The 21,427-nt window shown below is 62.9% G+C and carries 20 protein-coding genes; 15 read left to right on the top strand and 5 right to left on the bottom strand.

The annotated features are described in order from the left end of the window. The first annotated feature begins 282 nt into the window (after positions 1-282). Positions 283-3,612 (top strand): adenylate/guanylate cyclase domain-containing protein, encoded by a 3,330-nt coding sequence (locus tag AB7531_RS09180; protein ID WP_354095466.1) that lies wholly within the window; start codon positions 283-285, stop codon positions 3,610-3,612. Between the two features lie 42 nt (positions 3,613-3,654). Here the strand turns inward: AB7531_RS09180 and AB7531_RS09185 are convergent, their stop codons facing one another. Next, complete coding sequence (locus tag AB7531_RS09185) at positions 3,655-4,878, bottom strand: polyhydroxyalkanoate depolymerase (protein ID WP_187387949.1); 1,224 nt, start codon at positions 4,876-4,878, stop codon at positions 3,655-3,657. 169 nt (positions 4,879-5,047) lie between these two features. Here AB7531_RS09185 and AB7531_RS09190 point away from each other — a divergent pair, with 169 nt between their 5' ends. After that, entirely contained in the window at positions 5,048-5,704 is a 657-nt protein-coding gene (locus AB7531_RS09190) for a glutathione S-transferase family protein (protein WP_063981456.1), read from the top strand. A gap of 280 nt (positions 5,705-5,984) precedes the next feature. Here the strand turns inward: AB7531_RS09190 and AB7531_RS09195 are convergent, their stop codons facing one another. Beyond that, the gene (locus AB7531_RS09195) at positions 5,985-6,209 is read right to left on the bottom strand and encodes a hypothetical protein (RefSeq protein ID WP_041953164.1); all 225 of its coding nucleotides are present in this window, start codon (positions 6,207-6,209) and stop codon (positions 5,985-5,987) included. A gap of 185 nt (positions 6,210-6,394) precedes the next feature. On the opposite strand from AB7531_RS09195, the gene AB7531_RS09200 reads away from it, so the two are divergent. Beyond that, positions 6,395-6,751, top strand: a complete 357-nt coding sequence (locus AB7531_RS09200; protein WP_063981457.1) for a hypothetical protein — start codon at positions 6,395-6,397, stop codon at positions 6,749-6,751. Between the two features lie 9 nt (positions 6,752-6,760). On the opposite strand, the gene AB7531_RS09205 is transcribed toward AB7531_RS09200, so the two are convergent. Next, positions 6,761-7,864 carry a mandelate racemase/muconate lactonizing enzyme family protein gene (locus tag AB7531_RS09205; protein ID WP_063981458.1) on the bottom strand — a complete coding sequence of 368 codons (1,104 nt, stop codon included), beginning with the start codon at positions 7,862-7,864 and terminating at the stop codon, positions 6,761-6,763. A gap of 170 nt (positions 7,865-8,034) precedes the next feature. On the opposite strand from AB7531_RS09205, the gene AB7531_RS09210 reads away from it, so the two are divergent. From AB7531_RS09210 to AB7531_RS09250, 9 genes are all read left to right on the top strand, one after another. Further along, complete coding sequence (locus AB7531_RS09210) at positions 8,035-8,880, top strand: AraC family transcriptional regulator (protein ID WP_063981459.1); 846 nt, start codon at positions 8,035-8,037, stop codon at positions 8,878-8,880. A gap of 240 nt (positions 8,881-9,120) precedes the next feature. Then, positions 9,121-10,047 carry an SMP-30/gluconolactonase/LRE family protein gene (locus tag AB7531_RS09215; RefSeq protein WP_063981460.1) on the top strand — a complete coding sequence of 309 codons (927 nt, stop codon included), beginning with the start codon at positions 9,121-9,123 and terminating at the stop codon, positions 10,045-10,047. Between the two features lie 157 nt (positions 10,048-10,204). Continuing rightward, entirely contained in the window at positions 10,205-10,798 is a 594-nt protein-coding gene (locus AB7531_RS09220; protein WP_028147003.1) for a GNAT family N-acetyltransferase, read from the top strand. 14 nt (positions 10,799-10,812) lie between these two features. Beyond that, positions 10,813-12,459 carry a GMC family oxidoreductase gene (locus tag AB7531_RS09225; RefSeq protein ID WP_063981461.1) on the top strand — a complete coding sequence of 549 codons (1,647 nt, stop codon included), beginning with the start codon at positions 10,813-10,815 and terminating at the stop codon, positions 12,457-12,459. Positions 12,460-12,585: 126 nt separating this feature from the next. Continuing rightward, a complete protein-coding gene (locus AB7531_RS09230; protein ID WP_084794987.1) occupies positions 12,586-12,867 on the top strand; it encodes a YrhB domain-containing protein in 282 nt (93 codons plus the stop codon). 325 nt (positions 12,868-13,192) lie between these two features. Further along, the gene (locus AB7531_RS09235) at positions 13,193-13,570 is read left to right on the top strand and encodes a hypothetical protein (RefSeq protein ID WP_084794989.1); all 378 of its coding nucleotides are present in this window, start codon (positions 13,193-13,195) and stop codon (positions 13,568-13,570) included. Between the two features lie 28 nt (positions 13,571-13,598). Then, complete coding sequence (locus tag AB7531_RS09240) at positions 13,599-14,009, top strand: hypothetical protein (RefSeq protein ID WP_063981463.1); 411 nt, start codon at positions 13,599-13,601, stop codon at positions 14,007-14,009. Next, positions 13,991-14,440 (top strand): DUF5958 family protein, encoded by a 450-nt coding sequence (locus tag AB7531_RS09245; protein WP_283017515.1) that lies wholly within the window; start codon positions 13,991-13,993, stop codon positions 14,438-14,440. The genes AB7531_RS09240 and AB7531_RS09245 overlap by 19 nt, the downstream gene beginning before the upstream one ends. Before the next feature lie 757 nt (positions 14,441-15,197). Then, positions 15,198-17,369, top strand: a complete 2,172-nt coding sequence (locus tag AB7531_RS09250; RefSeq protein ID WP_187387950.1) for a hypothetical protein — start codon at positions 15,198-15,200, stop codon at positions 17,367-17,369. A gap of 66 nt (positions 17,370-17,435) precedes the next feature. Here AB7531_RS09250 and AB7531_RS09255 read toward each other — a convergent pair whose 3' ends face one another. Beyond that, complete coding sequence (locus AB7531_RS09255; protein WP_063981465.1) at positions 17,436-18,278, bottom strand: AAA family ATPase; 843 nt, start codon at positions 18,276-18,278, stop codon at positions 17,436-17,438. Positions 18,279-18,370: 92 nt separating this feature from the next. Then, the gene (locus tag AB7531_RS09260) at positions 18,371-18,616 is read right to left on the bottom strand and encodes a GlsB/YeaQ/YmgE family stress response membrane protein (protein WP_063981466.1); all 246 of its coding nucleotides are present in this window, start codon (positions 18,614-18,616) and stop codon (positions 18,371-18,373) included. Between the two features lie 123 nt (positions 18,617-18,739). Between AB7531_RS09260 and AB7531_RS09265 the strand changes: the two genes are divergently transcribed. From AB7531_RS09265 to sseA, 3 genes are all read left to right on the top strand, one after another. Then, positions 18,740-19,915, top strand: coding sequence for a vWA domain-containing protein (locus AB7531_RS09265; RefSeq protein WP_028156289.1), 1,176 nt, complete (start codon positions 18,740-18,742; stop codon positions 19,913-19,915). Between the two features lie 56 nt (positions 19,916-19,971). Beyond that, entirely contained in the window at positions 19,972-20,385 is a 414-nt protein-coding gene (locus AB7531_RS09270; protein ID WP_028152329.1) for a rhodanese-like domain-containing protein, read from the top strand. 185 nt (positions 20,386-20,570) lie between these two features. After that, positions 20,571-21,425 (top strand): 3-mercaptopyruvate sulfurtransferase, encoded by an 855-nt coding sequence (gene sseA / locus AB7531_RS09275; protein WP_063981467.1) that lies wholly within the window; start codon positions 20,571-20,573, stop codon positions 21,423-21,425. Positions 21,426-21,427 lie beyond the last annotated feature (2 nt).

Here is a 21,427-nt window from a genome sequence, read left to right on the forward strand (position 1 = left end):
GGCGTCGTGATGTGGGCACCAGTGCCAGTGCTGACGTCAGGTCTGAAGGCGAGTGGTTGACGGCTCATCGCAACTTCTGTCGTTCAACGCTGCGTGCAGACGATTTTTAGTAGCGCGACCGTTTGCATCGAGCAATGTCCTTGCTTGGAAGCGGCATCGGTACTGAGCAACCTAAGTTATCGCGCAACAAACAAGACGTGCCATCATGGTGGCGTTGGGATATTGTCCCCGCGCCGTGGTCCAAAATTCTGCTAACCGCCAACCGCACGATCGGTGGAGCCAATGCAGATTGCGGAGTGGCTCGAGAAGCTGGGGCTTGGACAATACGCAGAGCGTTTTGTCCAAAATGGGATCGACATGGGCGTCCTTCCCGAACTGATGGCCGAGGACTTCGATAAGCTCGGAGTCCTGCTTGGCCATCGCCGCAAAATGCTGCGTGCCATTGCCGACCTCGATCCAGCCGCGTTGATCGCATCGCCGGCTCCTCCTCACGACGCCGAGCGGCGTCACCTGACCGTTATGTTTTGCGACCTGGTCGGCTCGACTGCGCTCTCCGCGCGTCTCGATCCCGAGGATATGTGGGAAGTGATCCGGGCCTACCGCGCCGCCTGCGCGAGCGTCATCGCTGCTTATGACGGCAGGATCGCCAGGTTCGTCGGTGACGGCATACTGGTCTATTTCGGCTACCCCCGCGCCCACGAGGACGATGCGGAGCGCGCAGTGCGAGCGGGCCTCGACACCATCGCTGCGGTCGGGCGACTGAGGACGGGCGCCACCGAACGGGTTGAACTGCGGATCGCAATCGCGACCGGGCTTGTGGTGGTCGGCGACCTCATCAGCGGCGATGCGTCGGAGGAGCACGCAACGGTCGGCGATACACCAAACCTTGCAGCCAGGCTTCAGAGCCTGGCGGAACCGGGAGTGGTCGTCGTCGCCTCGTCGACGCGGCGGCTGCTTGGCGATCTCTTCACTTTTCGCAATCTCGGCCGTCGCGAGGTCAAGGGGATAGCCGAACCCATCGCGGTCTGGGCGGTCGAGGGGGCGGCCGCATCGGAAAGTCGCTTCGAGGCGGTCCGCGCGGCGCGTTCGATCGGCTTTGTCGGTCGCAGGGAGGAGATCGAATTCACGCTCTCGCGCCAGCGGTTGGCATGGCAGGGGCAGGGCCAGATGGTGTTGATCTCCGGCGAAGCAGGCATCGGCAAGTCGCGCATCGTCGCAACGCTGTGCGAAAATCCCGCGTTGGGGGCGCACCGCCGGGTGCGATATCAGTGTTCGCCCTACCACACCAACAGCGCGCTTCATCCCTTTGTCGCGCAGCTGGAGCGCGCAGCCGGTATCCGCTCGCACGACACGCCGGGGCAAAAGCTCGACAAGCTTGAGGCAATGCTGGCGCTTGGAACGCAACAGGTCGCCCGGGCGACACCGCTCATTGCGGCTCTCCTTTCGATTCCAACCGGCGACCATTATCCGCCGCTTGGTTTGAGCCCGGCGCAGCAGCGGCGACAGACATTTGCCTCGCTTCTCGATCAGCTCGAGGGGTTGGCGCGAGAGCAACCCCTGCTGGTTATCTGCGAGGATATGCATTGGGCCGATGCCACGACACTTGAACTGTTCGATCTCGGGGTCGACCGGATCAGGGGACTGCCGATACTCATGCTCATGACAACCCGGCCAGAGTTCGAGCCCTCCTGGTCGGGCCTCGCCAACGTCAGCCTGTTGCGGCTCGACCGGCTCGACCGGCAGGACACGCGTGCGCTGGTCGAGCAGGTGACCGTTGGCCGCCAGCTGCCGCGCGAGATGATGGAGCAGATCATCGACAAGACGGACGGCATCCCGCTATTCGTCGAGGAACTGACCAAGATGGTGCTGGAGTCCGGACTGCTCGTCGAGGATTCCGGACGCTATCGCCTCGATAGTCCGCTCCCGCCGCTCGCTATTCCCGCGACGCTGCAGGATTCGCTGATGGCGCGGCTCGACCGGCTGGCTCCCGTCAAGGAGGTAGCGCAGATAGGCGCCGCCATCGGCCGCGACTTTTCATACGCGCTGCTAAGATATGTGACAGGACGCGATGATCTGACGCTGAGCGCTGCGCTGGGGCAACTCGAAGAGGCGGAACTGCTGGTGCGTCGCGGGACACCGCCCGACGCAAACTATAGCTTCAGGCACGCTCTCGTTCAGGAAGCGGCCTATGAAGGCCTGCTCAAGAGCAAACGGCAGGTGCTTCACAAGCGGATCGGCGATGTCCTGCGCGAGAAGTTTCCCGTCGTTGCCGAGACTGAGCCGGAAGTTCTGGCACACCACTTCACCGAGGCGGGGCTGAGCGAGATCGCCCTCGAATGGTGGCGCAAGGCGGGCCAGCAAGCGCTGAAGCGCTCGGCCTATTCCGAGGCGATCGCGCATCTCGGCAAGGCGATTGCGTCCGCCGATGAGGTGCCGGATGATCCCCGCCGGATGATGAGCAGGCTGCATCTTCAAATCGAGTATGGCCGTGCATTGCGAGGCAGCCTCGGCCATAGCGCTCCCGAAACGGTAGCCGCATGGACGCGTGCCCGACAGTTCGCTGCCGACATCAATGATCCCGTCGAACTCGCGCCGGTCCATTCGGGTCTTTTCAATGCTTGCCTGACACACGGCGAACTCGCTCCGATGCTGGAGCTGGCGGATGCCATCAGGAGCGCCGCCGACCGACGACCGGATTCACCGGTGGCCGCCGTCGTTGCACATTGGACGGGCGGGGTCACCTGCTGGTTCGGCGGTGACTACTTGAACGCGAGGATGCATCTCGAGCAGGCACTCGAGATCTATGGTGCCGAGCCGGATCCCGCGACGTTCAGGGCTTCGGCACTGGATCTCCCGTTCGTGATCATGAGGTTTCTTGCCCTGGTGCTTTGGCCGCTTGGCAAGATCGCGCGCGCACGCCGCCTCGCCGCCGAAGCGGTGAGTGCTTCGGGAGAAAAGCGGGCGCTGTCCCAGGCCAACGCGCTGGTTCATCGCGCTGTGTTCGACGGACTATGCGGAGGCATGTTGCAGCAAACGGAGACGATCCTGGCGCTCGGTCTCGCGCGCGACCACACGATGCCGTTGTATGTGGCCGCCGGCACCTATCTGAATGGCCTCGCCAAGTGGCGTGCAGGCGACCAAATGACCGGACTGACGGAAATGCGTCGCGGCTGGACTTTGCTGCACGAGAATGACTGCTATCTCTGTGAGCCGTTTTGGGGGATGCATGTCGCCTTGGCGAACGCAGCGTCGGGCCAACTCGAAACCGGGCTGGAAATCTTGAGCGAATTGATCGCGTGGACCGGGCAATCCGGCCAGCATTGGCTTGATGCCGAGCTGCATCGCGCCCGCGGCGAGCTTTTGTCGCGTCTTGATCCTTCGGACGAAGCCAGTGCCGAAGCTTCCCTCAACCGAGCGCTTGAGATCGCACGACACCAGCAGACGAAGACTTTCGAGCTGCGCAGCGCCCTTGGACTTGCTCGCCTGCACAAGAGAAATGGCCGAGCAGGCGGGGCATCCGAAATGCTCGCTCCCGTGCTGGCCGAATTCGATGCGGAGCGAAATCTTTCTGAAGTCGTGGAAGCGAAAGAGCTGGTCGAGCAAGTGCATTAGGCACGTGCCGTTTGCCCCCAGTCTGGGGACAGGGAATGACAGTCAGGAATTCACGTGCACGAAATCCCGCAGCAGCGGATAGATCTCGTTATTCCACCGCTTGCCCGAGAACACGCCGTAATGGCCGACGCCGGCCTGCATGTGGTGGACGCGGCGATAGGCGCGCACACCGGTGCAGAGGTCTTGCGCGGCGAGCGTCTGGCCGATCGAGCAGATGTCGTCCTTCTCGCCTTCGACCGTCATCAGTCCCATGCGGCTGACGGCCTTGGTGTTCACGGGACGGCCACGGTGCATCAACTTGCCCTGCGGCAACAGGTGCTCCTGGAACACGTCACGCACGGTCTCGATGTAGAACTCGGCCGGCAGGTCCATCACGGCGAAATATTCGTCGTAGAAGGTCTTGATGCTCGCGGCCTTCTCCTTCTCGCCCTTGGCGATATGGTTGGCGAGATCCATGTGCTGCTTGATGTGGCGCTCGAGATTCATCGAGACGAACGCCGTGAGCTGCACGAAGCCGGGATAGACCTTGCGGAGCGCGCCGCGGCATTGCACCGGCACGTAGTTGATCAGGTTCTGCTCGAACCAGTCGATCGGCCTGCTCTTGGCGAACTCGTTGACCCTGGTCGGCTGGATGCGCGTGTCGATCGGGCCTGCCATCAGCGTCAGCGTCGCAGGCCGCGAGGGGTGGTTGCCCTCGCACATGACCGCGGCGGCCGCCAGTGCCGAGACCGAGGGCTGGCAGATCGCGACCATGTGCGGACGCGGGCCCAATTGGCCGAGGAAGTCGATGAGATGATCGGTGTAATCGTCGAGCCCGAAGCGGCCTTCGCGGCGCGGAATGTCGCGCGGATTGTGCCAGTCGGTGATGTAGACGTCGTGATCCTGCAGCAGCGTTTTCACGGTGCCGCGCAGCAGCGTGGCGAAATGGCCCGACATCGGCGCCACCAGCAGCATGCGCGGCTGCTCCGGCACGCCGTCCTTCCTGAAGTGCAGCAGCGAGCCGAACGGCGTCGCGTAGGCGACCTCCTCGGTGACGCCGACCTCACGGTTGCCCACCATCACGCTGTCGATGCCGTAGGCTGGACGGTGATAGGTGAGGGTGGAGCGGGAGATCAGCTCCAGCGCGGCGGAGAGCCGGCCGACGACCTGGTCCGATAGGCCCTGCGGCACCAGATTGAGGAATCTGAGCGCGGACGAAGCTCCCGCCCGCCACGGCGCGGTGAGGTCCATATGGTTCTGAAAGGCCTGATAATACATCGACATCATACTGAAACGCCCACCCTCCCGTGCTGTCATGCAATATCGAAGCCAAACGGGAGCCCTACCGCCCTCAAAACTGGCACATCGCTTGCTCCTCCTTTTGCGGGAAGCACAGGTCATGAGCACTCCCGCGGGCCGGGCGGCGTGCAAGTCACAGGCGTAGGGAATGGGCCATATGGCGAAGGCGACACTGACGATCAGCAGCAAGAACTATTCGTCCTGGTCGCTGCGCGGCTGGCTGCTGACGAAATTTTCCGGGCTCGATTTCGAGGAGATCGTCACCGCGCCGGACGATGCGTCGGCGCGCGCTGAAATCCTGCTGCTGTCGTCGTCGATCCTGGTGCCGTGCCTGCGCCACGACGGCGCCGTGGTCTGGGATACGCTGGCGATCGCCGAATATCTCAACGAGGCGATGCCGGATGCCGGTCTGTTGCCTGATGACCGCGTCCAGCGGGCGCATTGCCGCTCGATCTGCGGCGAAATCCATTCCGGCTTCACGACATTGCGCGCTTCGCTGCCGGTCAATCTGAAGGGGCACTTCCCCGGCTTCAAGATCTGGTCGCGCGCGCAGGCTGATATCGACCGCGTCTGGTCCATCTGGCGCGACTGCCTGGAGAAATCAGGCGGTCCCTTCCTGTTCGGCGCGAGGCGCACCATGGCGGATGCGATGTATGCCCCCGTGGTGACGCGCTTCGTGACCTATGACGTCAACCTCGAGCCGCCGCTGAAGGCCTATGCCGATACCATCATGGCCATGCCCGAGATGAAGGAATGGATCGCGGCGGCCAAGGACGAGCCGGCCGAGATCGAGGAGCTCGAGGTCGAATATTAGGCAGGCTTGGCGCCCGCCTGCCTGTTTTGGGAGCGAGGCCCGGGCTGCCGCACCCGGCAGCCATGTCTTTGAAGCCGTTAACTTTTAGCACCCGTGGCCGGCTCGGGCCGGCCCATATGCTGCGCAGATATTGTATACGCGTGCGGGCTTGTTGCGACATCTAGCCGTGAACAGCCGCGTACACGGCGTTTCGGCTGATTCGGACGTGATTCGTTCGGGCCGCGTTCCGTTCGTTAAGGCAGAGCGCGGCCCCGTTGCATTTTGAGACAGACGCCGCTCGTCAGGCGAAGCCCGAGTGCTTGGCGCGCGGCACGCGCCAGCCGATGACAGTGGCCTCCACCGGGACGCCGGCCGCGTCGTTCTGCCAGCGGCCCTCGACATAGCGGCAGGCGAACGGCAGTTGATACGTTCCGCTGTGGTCCTCGCACAGCACCTCCACCGGCAGGCCAGGTGGCGGTTCGCCGGCGCCATCGAATTCCGCCAGACGTCTATCGCGCGTTGCCATTCCAAAAATCTCCCCTAATCAAAGTCGCGGAAAGAGCGCCCACTTTCTTCCGCGCACGGTTCACTGATCCCCGTCCAAGGGAACAAGCCAAGCTCAACGCGAGAATGCGGTACGAGTGTGGTAGCCTCCGGCGTCGGCGAGCAAAAAGCGCACATTGCCGTGATTGATTTGGACGAGGAACCTGCATGCTGCTTCGAAGCGCCGACGTCTGTTTCGCGATGTTGTTGCTCGCCCCGCTGGCGATTGCGCCGGTCCGCGCGCAAGACGTGCCCGGCATCGAGATCTGTACCGTCGAGAAGACCATGGAGCGGCGCACGAGCTGCCTGCAGAGCAACGTCGACTTCCTGCAGAAGACGATCACCAAGCTGACGCTCGATCATCAGCAGAAGCACGATGCCGCCAACCGCCAGATCGACGCGCTGAAGACGCTTGTGGCCGGCCTGCAGAAGACGCTGGCCGATCTCCAGGCTGCACAGGTGAAGATCGCGGACGATCTGAAGAAGAAGCAGGACGCGCCGCCACCGAAGGATGCGGCGAAATAGGCGTCGCCGTCACGCCACGCGGTAGCGCTCCATCACGCCGCGATCGGGCTCATAGCCGAGCCCGGGTCCCGAGGGCACCGCGACCTGGCCGGTGGCATCGACATCGGCGCGGCCGCCCCAGAGGCACGCTTCGCGTTTCAGATAGAACATCTCGACCAACCCGTCGTCGCGCGTCGCCAGCAGGTGCAATGTCGCCAGCAGGCCCGGACCGAAATACGGGGAGTGCGGGACGATTTTGACGCCGAGCTGATCGGCGAGTGCGGCGACCTTCAGAAATTCCGTGATGCCGCCGACCTTGGTCACCGACGGCTGGGCGTGGCTCACCGCGCCTGCATTCATCATCTGGCGGAATTGATACTCCGTGCAGGCGTTCTCGCCGGCGGCGACGCCGAGCCCGCCCTTGCGGCGGACCTCGGCGAGTGTGGCAAAATCCTCCGGCGGCCAGACCGGCTCTTCCAGAAACATCGGCTGCGCGTCCTCGCACGCCTTCGCGAATGCGATCGCCTGCTCGCCTGTGAGCGGGCAGTTCATGTCGACCATCAGCGGGATGCCGGGCCCGATGGCCTCGCGCGCGGCAAACACCGCCGGCGTCGTGGTCTCGTGCAGCTTGATGGCGCCATAGCCGAGCGCGAGCGCCTTCTTGCATTCGCCCGTGATGTTCTCAGGCGAGCCGATTCGCAACAGGCTCGCATAGGCGGGGATGTTCGAGCGCTTGCTTGCTCCGAGCAGGCGATGCAGCGGCGCGCCCTCGATCTTCGCAGCCAAGTCCCACAGCGCGATGTCGAGCCCTGATATCGCGAACATCGTGATGCCGTAGCGGCCGAACAGATGCAGGTTGCGCTGGATCTGTTCCATCACCGCCGGAATGCCGGCGGCATCGGGAACCTTCAGCCCGCGGGCCTGCGGCGCGATCATCTCCTCGACGGCGCTTCGCGTGGTGCGCGGGGAGACATAGGCAAAGGCATCGCCCCAGCCGGTCAGTCCGGCATCGGTCGTGACCTCGACCAGCACCATGTCGAGCGCGGAGATTGCGGACGCGCCCTGGCGAAAGCTCGCGACACCGGCGTCATAGGGGATGCGGATATGGTGCGCCCGCACATCGGTGATTTCCATGACGCGGTTCCTCTTTCTGGTGAGCGGTTGCAACGAGTGTAGCTGCGAATGCCGGGGCGTTGCCAGTGGCTATTCCGGAACTATTCTCATGCGAGGACAGCAATGCCGATCAAGCGAGGCGGTGGCCGTCAGCGCATCATCGCCAGGCTTCGAACGAGGGCCCTTGACGCATGAACCCAGCCCAGCGCGCGCTCTGGTATATCGAGAGCCATCTGGCCGAGCCGATGACGCTCGACGAGATTGCTGCGATATCTGGCGTGTCGCGGTTCCACATCGTGCGGGCGTTTGCCGCAGCCACCGGGCTTCCGGTGATGCGCTACGTGCGCGCGCGGCGGTTGACGGAAGCGGCGCGCAGTCTTGCGAACGGCGCGCCGGACATCCTGTCGCTGGCGCTGGAGGCCGATTACGGCTCGCACGAAGCGTTCACCCGCGCGTTCCGCGACCAGTTTGGCACCACACCCGAAGCGGTGCGGGCGGCAACGTGCCTCGATAAACTCAAGCTTCAGGAGCCGATCCTCATGGACTCCACCATGCTCGATCATCTGGTCCCGCCGCGTTTCGAAACCGCGAAGGCCTTCCTCGTCGCCGGCCCCGCCGAGCGCATCTCCTGCGACAACGGCGCCGCCATTCCGGGACTGTGGCACCGCTTCCATCAGGAAGTCGCCGACATTCCCGCGCGCGTCGGCCAGGGAAAATCTCAAGTCGCCTATGGCGTCTGCTGCAACGGCGATGATTCCGGCAATTTCGACTACATCGCCGGTGTCGAGGTCGCCGATTTCTCCGACCTGCCGCGCCGCTTCGGTCGCATCCGCATTCCCGAGCAGCGCTACGCGGTGTTCACCCACACCGAGCACGTCGCCTCGATCCGCCGCACCGTCAACACGATCTGGAATCAGTGGCTGCCGGCGTCCGGCCTGAAGGCCGCGGATGCGCCGAACTTCGAGCGCTATGACGAGAAATTCGATCCCGCGACCGGCAATGGCGGCTTCGAGATTTGGATACCAGTGCGGGAGTAAGCACGATCCGGACCCGAAGGGCCGCGTTCGCGCAAAGTGCGCAGCGGTTTTCCGAAGAGATCATGCTCAAACGAGACCTAAGGCGCGATATGTCATCGCGCTTTACGTTGCAACGCTGGCATACCATCCCGCTTGCTTGGCAAGCCCCGGCGACTTTGTCATAACCGCAGGCAAATCTTGCGTGTGGGGCCCGTGCCGGACATCCCGTGCAAGCCATAACAAGCAGCCGGGAGGGTCCCCATGACCAACGTTCGCGTTCTCGCCACCGACCTCGAATTTCCCGAAGGGCCCGTGGTGATGCCGGACGGCTCGGTCGTGCTGGTGGAGATTCGCGGCCAGCGCCTGACCCGAATCCATCCCGACGGCCGCAAGGAGGTCGTCGCCAAGGTGCCGGGCGGCCCGAACGGCGCAGCCCTCGGCCCCGACGGCAAGATCTACATCTGCAACAATGGCGGCTTCTCCTGGATTCCGACCGGCAAGATGATCATGCCCGGCCCGCAGCCGGACGGCTATCTCGGCGGCTCGATCCAGCGCGTCGATCTGCAATCGGGCAAGGTCGAGACCGTCGTGACCAAATGCGGCGAGCACGATCTGCGCGGGCCGAACGACCTCGTCTTCGACAAGCACGGCGGCCTCTGGTTCTCCGATCTCGGCAAGCGCCGCGCCCGCGAGATGGATGTCGGCGGCATGTATTATCTCAAGCCCGGCATGACCGAGATCGTCGAGGTCGTGCATGGCGTTCTGCCGGCCAACGGCATCGGCCTGTCGCCGGACGAGAACACCGTCTACATCGCGGAGACGCCGACGGGGCGGCTCTGGGCCTACGAGCTCTCCGCGCCCGGCACGCTCAAGCCGCGCGAGGTGATCTATCGCGGCGAGCGCGGCAAGCCGATCTGCGGCCTCGGCGGCTACCAGATGTTCGACTCGCTCGCGGTAGAGGCGAACGGCAATGTCTGCGTCGCCACCCTGGTCTCCGGCTGCATCTCGGTGATCGCGCCTGATGGTACGCTGGTGGAGCAGGTCCCGACCGGCGACCGCGTCACCACCAACATCGCCTTCGGCGGCGAGGGGCTGAAGACCGCCTACATCACGCTGTCGGGCAAGGGCGAGCTGATCGCCATGGACTGGCCGCGCGGCGGTTTGCCGTTGAACTTTCTGAATAAGTGATTGTATCTGAGCAGCCGTGCCGATGCGTCGGTCGTCATTCCGGGATGCGTGCGCCAGCACGCAGGCCCGGAATCCATAACCCCGAGCGGTGATTATGGATTCCGGGCTCGCGACGTCGTCGCGCCCCGGAAGGACGGCAGTCATTATGGAGAGAGAAATGCCCTGGCCTGATCCCGTCACCCTGCGTGGGCAGCACGCCCGTCTCGAGCCGCTGTCGAAAGAGCATCGCGAGGGGCTGGTGGAGGCCGTGAAGGACGGCGAGCTCTACACGATCTGGTACACCGCGATCCCGACGCCGGAGAACGTGGCCAAGGAGATCGACCGCCGCTTGGGCCTCCAGGCCGCAGGCTCGATGCTGCCGTTCACCGTGTTCGATGCCGGCGGCAAGATCGTCGGCCAGACCACCTATATGAACATCGATGCCGCCAACCGCCGCGTCGAGATCGGCTCGACCTGGTATGCGAAGAGCGCGCAGCGCGGGCCGCTCAACACGCAGTGCAAGATTCTGCTGCTGACCCACGCCTTCGAGACGCTGAACTGCATCGCGGTCGAATTCCGCACGCATTTCTTCAACCATCAGAGCCGCCGCGCCATCGAGCGCCTGGGCGCCAAGCAGGACGGCATTCTGCGCAGCCACCAGGTCACGCCGAACGGTACGCTGCGGGACACCGTGGTTTACAGCATCACCGCCGCCGAATGGCCGACGGTGCGGACGCATTTGAACTATCAACTCAACGACAAGCCGCGCTGAGCGGCCGAGGCACCATGGACAGATTCGATTATGTGATCGTCGGCGCGGGCTCCGCCGGCTGCGTACTGACCAGCCGGCTCAGCGAAGATCCGAACGTGAGCGTCTGCGTGCTCGAGGCGGGCCCGAGCGACTGGCATCCCTACATCCATCTGCCGGCGGGCTTCATCAAGACGTTCCACATGAAGAGCATCAACTGGGCCTACCAGCAGGAGCCGGGGCCCTACACCGGCGGGCGCAGCATCTATGCGCCGCGCGGCAAGACGCTCGGCGGCTCGTCCTCGATCAACGGCCACATCTACAATCGCGGCCAGCGGATGGATTTCGATACCTGGGCGCAGATGGGCAATCGCGGCTGGGGTTATGCCGACGTGCTGCCTTACTTCAAGCGGCTGGAAAAGCGGGTCGGCGAGGGCGAGGACACCTATCGCGGCCGCGACGGCAACCTCACCGTCACGACCATGGAGTGGCGCGATCCGCTCTGCGAAGCCTTCATGGAAGGCGCGGTCTCGCTCGGCATTCCCCGCAACCCCGATTACAATGGCGCTAAGCAGGAAGGCGTCTCCTACTGCCAGCGCACCATCGACAAGGGCCTGCGCGTCTCCGGCTCGACCGCGTTCCTCAAGCCCGCGATGAAGCGCCCGAACGTGCATGTGCACACCCACGCGCACGCGACCGAGATCATTTTTGAAGGCAAGCGCGCCGTCGGCGTGCGCTACACCAAGGGCGGCCGCGGCGGCACGCCGGTGGAAGTGCGTGCCAACAAGGAAGTGATCCTCTCCGGCGGCACCTATAATTCGCCGCAGCTGCTCCAGCTCTCCGGAATCGGCTCACCCGATCTGCTCGGCGCGCACGGCATCGCGGTGCGCCACGCGCTGCCGGTCGGCGAAGGTCTGCAGGATCATTACGCCCCGCGCACCGTAGCGCGCGTGAAGGACATCAAGACCATCAACGAGCTCCGCCGCGGCTTCTCGCTGTGGATCGAAGCGCTGAAATGGGCGACCGCGCGCCGCGGCCTGCTCTCGCTCTCGCCGACCATGGTGTATTGCTTCTGGCACTCCGGCGAGAGCGCCGACAGTTCCGACCTCCAGCTCACCTTCACGCCGGCGAGCTACAAGGAAGGCGTGCAGGGCCAGCTCGAGGACGAGCCCGGTATGACGGTCGCCTCCTGGCAGCAACGCCCGGAGAGCCGCGGCTATGTCCGCATCCGCTCATCTGATCCGTTCGCGCCGCCGATCATCCAGACCAACTATCTCGACGCCGAGCTCGACCGCCGCGTCATCGTCGGCGGCATGAAGCTCGCGCGCAGGCTTTTGAAGAGCGCGCCGCTGTCGCCCTATTACGCCTACGAGGATTTCCCGGGTCCGAACATCAACACCGACGACGAATTCCTCGCCGCCGCCACCGAACGCGGCACCACCACTTTCCACCCCGGCTGCACCTGCCGCATGGGCCCGGCGGACAGCACGTGGGCGGTGGTCGACGACCAGCTCCGCGTCCACGGGTTGGAGGGCCTCCGCGTCATCGACGCCTCCGTGATGCCGCGTATGATCTCGGCGAATCTCAACGCCTCCACCATGATGATCGCGGATCGTGCCTCGGACCTGATCCGCGGCAAGCAGCCGATGGAATCCGCGCGGATTCCGGACGCGGCGGTAGCGTAGGCACAGCTACGTAGGGTGGGTTAGCGAAGCGTAACCCACCACTTCTCTCGATGCGGAAATAAAAGAGGTGGGTTACGCTGACGCTAACCCTAACCCACCCTACGGTCCCTGAGAACGGACTGAAACATGATCGATTATGGTGAAGCCAAGTTGCTAGCAAGAAATACCGTGGCGGCCATTGCCGCAAAGGTTTGCGATGAGTTTGTTGTGCTTGATGAGTTTACCAAAGAAGTAGAGGAGGGATGGCTCTTCTTCTATGATTCGAAGGAGTTTGTTGAAACGGGCAACCCTAGTTCAACTCTCGCCGGGAATGGTCCCATACTGGTTCGTCGAAATGGAGAAGTCAGAATTCTCCCGAGCGCCAGTTCTTGGCAGGTAGCGATCAAAACCCCTGATGAAAGCTCGTAGCCCATAGGATGTGGTTCGCTTCGCTTTACCCACCCTGCGGTCGCTAATTATGAGAAGCGGCTATGTCGAACGCCAGAAAGAGATCGGGCTACACCCGGAAAGATCTGCGCGAGGTCAGCGAAAATCCGAGGCTGAAAAAAGCTGATATCGCCAAGGTCCAGCCATTCTCCGAAGTCTTCCCTGATCTCAGTGCATCTATCCGAAGGTCCCGTAGCTCGGGTGGAGCGAAGCGCAATCCGGGATAGCTGTATCGATCTGCCTGCATTCCCCGGATTTCGCTGCGCTCCGTCCGGGCTACGATCCCTGCGCATTTGGACGACGTCATTTGAGCACAGAGCACAATCGTCCTCTCACAGATGCCGAGCGCGATCTTGCGCGCTGGATGCTGGAGCATGGCACGGAAGAAGCCAGGCAATATCTGGATCAGCTCAAGCTGGCTGAGGTCACGCCTTGGAGATGTCGATGTGGATGTGCCAGCATCAACTTCCAAATCAAGGGACATGCTGAAGCGCCGCCCGGCGCTGAGATTCTCGGTGAATTCCTGCTGAACGATGGTGATCACCAAAGTGGAATATTCATCTATTCGAGTGGTGGCTTGCTGAAGGGCATCGATGTGTATGGCTTGGCAGGCGATGCGCCGTCTGTGTTACCGCGACCCGAAAACCTGTCTCCCTTCAAGCCTGGCAATCCGCTGCGCACGTGAAGGGGAAATCGGCAATGAGTATCGCGGAATGATGACCTTTGATCGTGTAATTGCTGCGCTTCGCAGCACTGGTGTGCAGGCCGAGGTGCTGAACGAAATTGATAGCCGAGCCATCGTGATCAGGGTGCTGGAGCGACTCGGTGTCGACGTGACGAGCCGCGCGCCGTGGGATCAAGCCACATCCGAAGGGAGGCAAAGGCCCGATGGTTGGGAGCTCATTCCGAAATACGTGGGGACGAACCAATGTTTGATGTTTCTGGAAGGCGCCCGATCGATTTGGAAATTTTCGTGTGGTGCGGACCTGCTTCGGGTTCTGGAGGACTGTCCGGCGCTCGAGATTTATGTCTGTGACGAGGAGGCGAGCTATCTCCTTTGCAGCAATCACCATGACTTTGTCGTGGGCTGGGGTGCAGCGCTGCCATGGGTGGCACGATGTTGAATGTGGACGAAGAAATCTTGTTGAACCAACTGGCGCAGGGGGTCGCAAGCGATTCGGAGGGGGACGCTTGGTTCAACGCGCGGAGCAAGGACGACAAACGCAGGCTGCTTCGTGGCTTAAGTAACTTCATATTGCAGGCAGGGCCGAAGCCAGACGATGTGGCAGGTGCAATTGCCGAGTCGCGGCTGAAGCGGACGCTTACTCCGTGTGTCTTGATCGCGATGCCTAACCTCAAGATTCAATTGGCGAAGCTCTCGACGCTACCAGAGTTTGAGTTGCCTCGAGTGTTTCGGCTCCTCATCAAGTTGCTCGCAGCCGCAGACAACAGGCGTCGCAGGGAACGGCCACTGGATCTCGTAAACCATTGGTGGCACCGCGACTTAAGCGACCCGGAGGTTGTGAATGAGATCAAGCGAGCCAAGGGGGCGTAGCCTCGGTTACTCGCCGCGTGTTGGGCTACGATCTTCTCAAGTTTGCCCGTCGGGCAAAACACCCCGCCACCCGTCAATCCCTCCTCGCAAAAATATTCCACTTTACCGAAATTCGGAATTGCGGCATACATCGAAACAGCCCGGCCCGAGGAAGAGGGGCGGTTCGCGAGTCGTTCGAAACGCGGGCCGGGTTGCGGTGGACGCGGCAGCGTCGGGCGCGAGAGGCTAAGGGCAGGGCGGATTGCTCTCCGTGAGCCCTGAGGCTTCGTGCGGACGAGCGGCGCTGTGTGCGTACGGCAAAACCGTGTGGTCCTGGCCGTCGCTGCTACGGTCAAGCTCTTGCGGATGCGGCATTTGCGTCAACCGGCGCGGTGTCGGCGACTTTCTCGCAGGGGTGAGGGAGGCCAGAACGAACTCGGCTCCCGGGAGAGCACGGCATACGCCGTCCGACCACTGCGCAGGGAAGGCCGTGTGTTTGGCTTCACCTGTATGCCGCTGTGCAGTTCTTCTGCGTGTGCTTTCGCACAGCGGACCGTGGGTGCCAGCCGGCACCCGGCCTTCCCTGCGCCCTCTTTCCTGGAGGGCGTGACGGAGACAGCAAAGCTCGGGCGAAATGCGCCGCGAGGATGCTGCGGTGTGTCTGCGCTCGCAATGACGATGTGGAGAGCGTGCGCTTTCCCTCTTTCCTCGAGCGCGGGCTCCTCGGGACATTCACCCTTAAATTGCAGGATGCGCCTTGACGTAGTAGAAACAGCAGATGCGCTTCATCTCAATACTCTGCTTCTTGATCCTCACGATCTCTCCCTGCTTTGCCCAGTCTCCCCGGGCTTCCGCAGAGGTGACGACCCTGATCAGCCAGGAACCTCTGCTCGCGGTGCTCGATCATGACAATTCATCCGCGCTTTCGCTGGTGACCCTGTTCAGGAAAGTTCACGCCGCGCAAAAGCTGCTGCAGCCGTCGGTCGCCGACGGCCCGACGCGGGCGAGCGATTTGTCTCAATTCAGTGGGACCTACGCGCAGTTCGCTGCCGTGATGTCCGCCGACATCACGCGTATCACAGCGGGACTCGGCATCGATTGGGAAAAGGAGATCCTGAAAACCTACGACCCGAAGTCGGCCAAAACGGACGCTGGCAAGACGCTGCGGCTGAATGGCAATGTTGCGCGCGTGTTTAACGAGAAATGGCTCGGTTCCAGCGACGGATTGTTCTTCCTGTCGGGTGTGGTCAATCGGATGGACCGCCGCGATTTCGATTCCGCGCATTGCGGCGAATTGCGCTTCATCTACCGGCTCGGCTACGAAGTGAGGATGAACGGCAAGACTTACGCGTCGCGCATGCCGTTCACCGTGAACATGGTGTTCAGTTACGCGGATGACGGCAGGAATTGCCAGGACGTCGCCTCGCTCTGGCGCGTCGCCGGGATCGATGCTGACGATCCGGCAGTGGTTGCCCAACGCCTGCTGCAGGGGCCGCTGGATTTTTCGCGACTCATCTTCAAGCAGATGGAGATCAATGCGCAGGTGGTGCGCTTCCCATCAGACCTCGAAAACATGGAGAACCGCAAATTCGCCGGACAGGCGATCTACTGGATGCGGATCTTCGCGCTGAGGGATGGCAAGTTTCAGCCGACACGGCTGGAAAATACGCCTGATGTGCAGGCAATCCTGAAGGATCCCGCCAAGCAGAAGCAGTTGCAGGACTATCTCGCCGGCCACATCGCCGAGATCGACAACGGCACCTTCAGGATACCGGAGAGCCTGGAGGCCGACATCGCACTGAGTTTTTCCACTGCCGGCAGCGCGCGCATGGCCAATCGTCCCTTCGATCTCGCAATCGGCAGCGAGCAGGCGGCACGGATCGTCGCGGCGGCGGGTGTCCCCGGGAGGTCACCAAAATTCGTGCAATCCGGCGCGGGTCTGCTCGAACGCCTGAACACGTCGTCCTGCATGGGCTGCCATCAATCATCCTCGACCGCCGGATTCCATCTTCTCGGCGTGGACCGGTTCGATTTCGGCCGCGACGCGGACGCGATCAGGAGCGCGCTTGACGGTAACCAGTTGCAATTGCCGTTCTCGCCCCATGTCTACGCGGAACTTGTTCGCCGCAAGGACTATGTCGAGCGGGTTTCGCTCGGTCAGGCGCCGAACAGTTTTCGCCCGCATCCTTCGGCGCCCCCGGCGGCCTGGGAAAGCGGAAATCCGGCCTATGTTGTCGCCGGTGACAACATGCCGTGCCCTTTGAATGCGGATCTGGCGCAGGCCGCGAAATGGAGCTGCAATGCCACGCGTAACCTCACTTGTCAGGCGTTGGTGACGAACGCTGCGACTTCCTCCAATCTCGGCCAATGCGTGCCCGCGGCACAGAATGTCGCCGCGGGTTTGAGCTGCCGCTCAAACGTCATCGAGGACTCCACAGCGAAGACCGCCGCCAACAACCCGCTCGGCTTCAACCTGCGCGCGTTCAGCGACCGCGTCAGCAAGGAAGAACTCGTCTACAAGCTGTCGGAAGGAAAATTGAGCGGCTACGGCTACAACTGCCGTCCAACGAAGATCGGCGTGCCGCTGGGCCGCGTCACGCGTCCCTGCAAGCCCGAGGAGGCGTCGCTGGCGGTGATCCGGCCGGGCAGCGTGCCCGAGGAAATCTGCGCGATCGTCGGAGGCAAGGGCTTTGAGCAGATGGCCAAGGGATATTTCGACAGCGGCATTTTCGCCGCTGGCGTCGGCCGCGGCCTCCTGAACACATGCTCGCCGTCGCGGTTTTGCCGCGAGGACTATATTTGCCAGCAGATGCCGGATTTTGTCACGAGTGCAAGGTTCAACGTCAGGGCCCCGGCGTTGAATAACTTGAGAAGCCGAAAGATCGGGTTCTGTACCCCAACCTATTTCGTTTATCAGCTCCGCCTTGACGGTCATCCGAATCCGAGATGACGCGGGGAAGCGCGGCCCAGAGTAGCGGTAGGAATTGCGGTCAGGTTGTCTCTGCGCGCTTGCAGATCAAACCTCCCTCCGGCTCAAAAACGCCAGCCGCTCGAACAGGTGCACGTCCTGCTCGTTCTTGAGCAGCGCGCCGTGCAGCGGCGGGATCAGCTTGCGCGGGTCGCGTTCGCGCAGTTGCTCGACGCTCATGTCCTCGTTGAGCAGCAGCTTGAGCCAGTCGAGCAGCTCGGAGGTTGAGGGCTTCTTCTTCAGACCGGGCACCTCGCGCACTTCGAAGAAGATGCGCAGCGCTTCCTCGACCAGGCGCTTCTTGATGCCGGGGAAGTGGACGTCGACGATGCGGCCCATCGTGTCGGCGTCGGGAAACTTGATGTAGTGGAAGAAGCAGCGGCGCAGGAAGGCGTCCGGCAGCTCCTTCTCGTTGTTGGAGGTGATCATCATGATCGGGCGCTGCTTCGCCTTGATCGTCTCGCCGGTCTCGTAGACATGGAATTCCATGCGGTCGAGCTCGAGCAAGAGGTCGTTCGGGAATTCGATGTCGGCCTTGTCGATCTCGTCGATCAAGAGCACCGGGCGCTGCTCGGCGGTGAAGGCGTCCCACAGCTTGCCGCGCTTGATGTAGTTCCTGATGTCGGAGACGCGGGCATCGCCGAGCTGGCTGTCGCGCAGGCGCGACACTGCATCGTATTCGTAGAGGCCCTGCTGCGCCTTGGTGGTGGACTTGATGTGCCAGGTCAAAAGCGGCGCGTTCAGCGCCTTCGCCACTTCCTCCGCCAGCACGGTCTTGCCGGTGCCGGGCTCGCCCTTGATGAGCAGCGGGCGCTCCAGCACGATCGAGGCATTGACGGCGACCTTGAGATCGTCGGTCGCAACATAGTCCTTGGTGCCGGTAAATTTCATCGCGCGTCCTTGTTGGTCGTCGGCCGGGCATCGCCCTGGTCCAACAAACGGAACGGCCGCTCATGGCGGCCGTTCCTGGTTCGGTCAGGCTTTCAGACCCGTTTTATCAGCGAAAGGATGACGAGCACAATCACCGCGCCGATGGTGGCATCCACGATGGCGCCGACCGTGCCGGTGGCCAGCGCAATATGCAGTTGCGGCAGCACCCAGCTCGCAACCAGCGCGCCGATGATGCCGACGACCATGTTGCCGATCAGGCCAAATCCCGCCCCATGGACAATCTTGCCGGCAAGCCAGCCGGCGATCGCGCCAATGATGAGCGCTGCGAGAATTCCCATTGCAAACGTCCCCAAAACAACCCCGTGAGACGGTCAATTCTAGAGCAAAAAGCCGACCGGTCCAGCGTCCCGCGGCGGGCTCGGCCCCTTGACGTTCGCCCCCCGACGGGCAATCTGTCACCCATGTTCCTGCAATTCTTCACTTCTCTGCGCGATGCGCAGGTCCCCGTGACGCTGCGCGAATACCTCACGCTGATGGAGGCGCTCGACGCTGATCTGTCGGACTACTCGGTCGAGAATTTCTACTATCTGTCGCGCACCTCGCTGGTGAAGGACGAGCGCAACCTCGACAAGTTCGACCGCGTCTTCGGCACGGTGTTCAAGGGGCTGGAAAGCCTGCTCGACGCCATGGAGAAGGCGGAGATCCCCGAGGAGTGGCTGAAGAAGCTCGCCGAAAAATACCTCAGCGAGGAGGAGAAGAAGCAGATCGAGGCGATGGGCTGGGACAAGCTCATGGAGACGCTGAAGAAGCGGCTCGAGGAGCAGAAGGGCCGGCACCAGGGCGGCTCGAAGTGGATCGGCACCGCGGGCACCTCGCCGTTCGGCGCCCACGGCTACAATCCCGAAGGCGTCCGCATCGGCCAGGAGAAGAACCGCAACAACCGTGCCGTGAAGGTGTGGGACAAGCGCGAGTTCAAGGATCTCGACGGCAATGTCGAGCTCGGCATCCGCAACATCAAGGTGGCGCTGCGGCGCCTGCGCAAATTCGCGCGCACCGGCGCGCCTGATGAGCTCGATCTCGACACCACGATCCGCGAGACCGCCAATCACGGCTATCTCGACGTGCACATGCGGCCCGAGCGGCGCAATGCGGTGAAGCTGCTGGTGTTCTTCGACATCGGCGGCTCGATGGATTCGCATATTGAGCAGGTCGAGGAGCTGTTCTCGGCGGCGAAGAGCGAGTTCAAGCACATGGAGTATTTCTACTTCCACAACTGCCTCTACGAAGGCGTGTGGAAGCAGAACAAGCGCCGCTTTACCGACCGCACGCCGACCTGGGATGTGCTGCACAAATACCCGCACGACTACAAGGTCGTGTTCGTCGGCGACGCATCGATGTCGCCTTACGAGATCATGGTGCCCGGCGGCTCGGTCGAGCATGTCAACGAGGAGCCCGGCTCGGTCTGGCTCGACCGCATCATCCGCACCTATCCGCATACGGTGTGGCTCAATCCGGTGCAGCAGAAGCACTGGGACTATTCGGAATCGACCACCATCATCAAACGCATCTTTGCCAACCGCATGTACCCGATCACGATCGAGGGGCTCGAGGGTGCGATGAAGGAATTGACGCACTAGCTGTACGCGCCGTCAGTCCGGACGGCCGCGCAGAGGCCGACAAGAGGGAGAACCACATGCCCCAGACCATCACCCGCGGCATCAAGGCGCTGATCGACGAGGCCAATGCCGAGATCGAGACGCTCAACGCCAAGGAGGCCATCGAGATCTCCAAGAACGGCGATGTCGTCATCGTCGACATCCGCGACCCCCGCGAGATCGAGCGCGACGGCCGCATCCCCGGCGCGTTCGCCTGCACCCGCGGCATGCTCGAATTCTGGATCGATCCGCAGAGCCCCTACGCAAAACCGATCTTCCAGGAAGACAAGAAATTCGTCTTCCATTGCGCCGGCGGCATGCGCTCCGCGCTCGCGGCGAAGACCGCCAAGGACATGGGCCTGAAGCCCGTCGCCCACATCGCCGGCGGCTACGCCGCCTGGCGCGATGCCGGCGGTCCGGTGGAGCAGTGGGAGCCGAAGAAGAAGGGGTGAGAAGTGCTGCGCTGTCGCGTCAATCTCCGCTGTCATTCCCCGCGAAGTGGGGAATCCAGTACGCCGCAGCGTCTCGACTCAATCACAACCGCCTCTGGAATACTGGATCGCCCGGTCAAGCCGGGCGTTGACAGCGGAGTTTGATGCGCATTGCTTCAACTTCGGAATGACAAGAAAGACCTCGCATGACCGTCACCGACCCCCTCGTCTCCACCGAATGGCTCGCCGCCCACATTGGCGACGCCAACGTCAAGATCCTCGACGCCAGCTTCAAGCTGCCGGGCGTGCTGCCGCTGCCGAAGGACGACTATCTCGCCGCGCATCTGCCGGGCGCCGTGTTCTTCGACGTCGACGCGGTGTCGGATCATTCCAACCCGCTGCCGCACATGTATCCGAGCGCCGAGCAGTTCGGCCGTGACGCAGGCCAACTCGGCATCTCCAATGCCGACACCGTCGTCCTCTACGATGCCGGCGGATGGGTCGCTGCGCCCCGCGCCTGGTGGATGTTCCTGGCCTTCGGCCACAGCAATGTACGCATTCTCAATGGCGGGTTGAAGAAGTGGCGCGCCGAGGGGCATCCGGTCGAGAGCGGCGAGGTAAAGCCGAAGCCCGCGACGTTTAGGGCGAGCTACGACTCAAAACGCGTGCGCAGCATGCAGCAGCTGATCGCCAACGTCGAAAGCAGCGCAGAGCAGGTGATCGACGCACGCGCCGCCGACCGCTTCGAGGGCCGCGCGCCTGAGCCGCGCGCGGGCATCCGCTCGGGCCACATCCCCGGCGCGCGCAATGTGCCCTACAATCAGCTGTTCGATGCCGCGACCGGCGAGATGAAGCCGCTCGACGATCTCCGCGCCGCCTTCGCGAACGCCGGCGTCAGGCTCGATGCGCCGATCGTGACGAGCTGCGGTTCGGGCGTGTCCGCCGGCGTGTTGACGCTCGCACTCTATCGCCTCGGCATCACCGACACCGCGCTCTATGACGGCTCGTGGTCGGAGTGGGGCCAGGCCGGCGGCCCGCCGGTCGCGACCGGGCCGGCGTAGCC

The organism is Bradyrhizobium sp. 63_E2_N1_3, from assembly GCF_052076005.1.
Lineage (GTDB): Bacteria > Pseudomonadota > Alphaproteobacteria > Rhizobiales > Xanthobacteraceae > Bradyrhizobium > Bradyrhizobium barranii.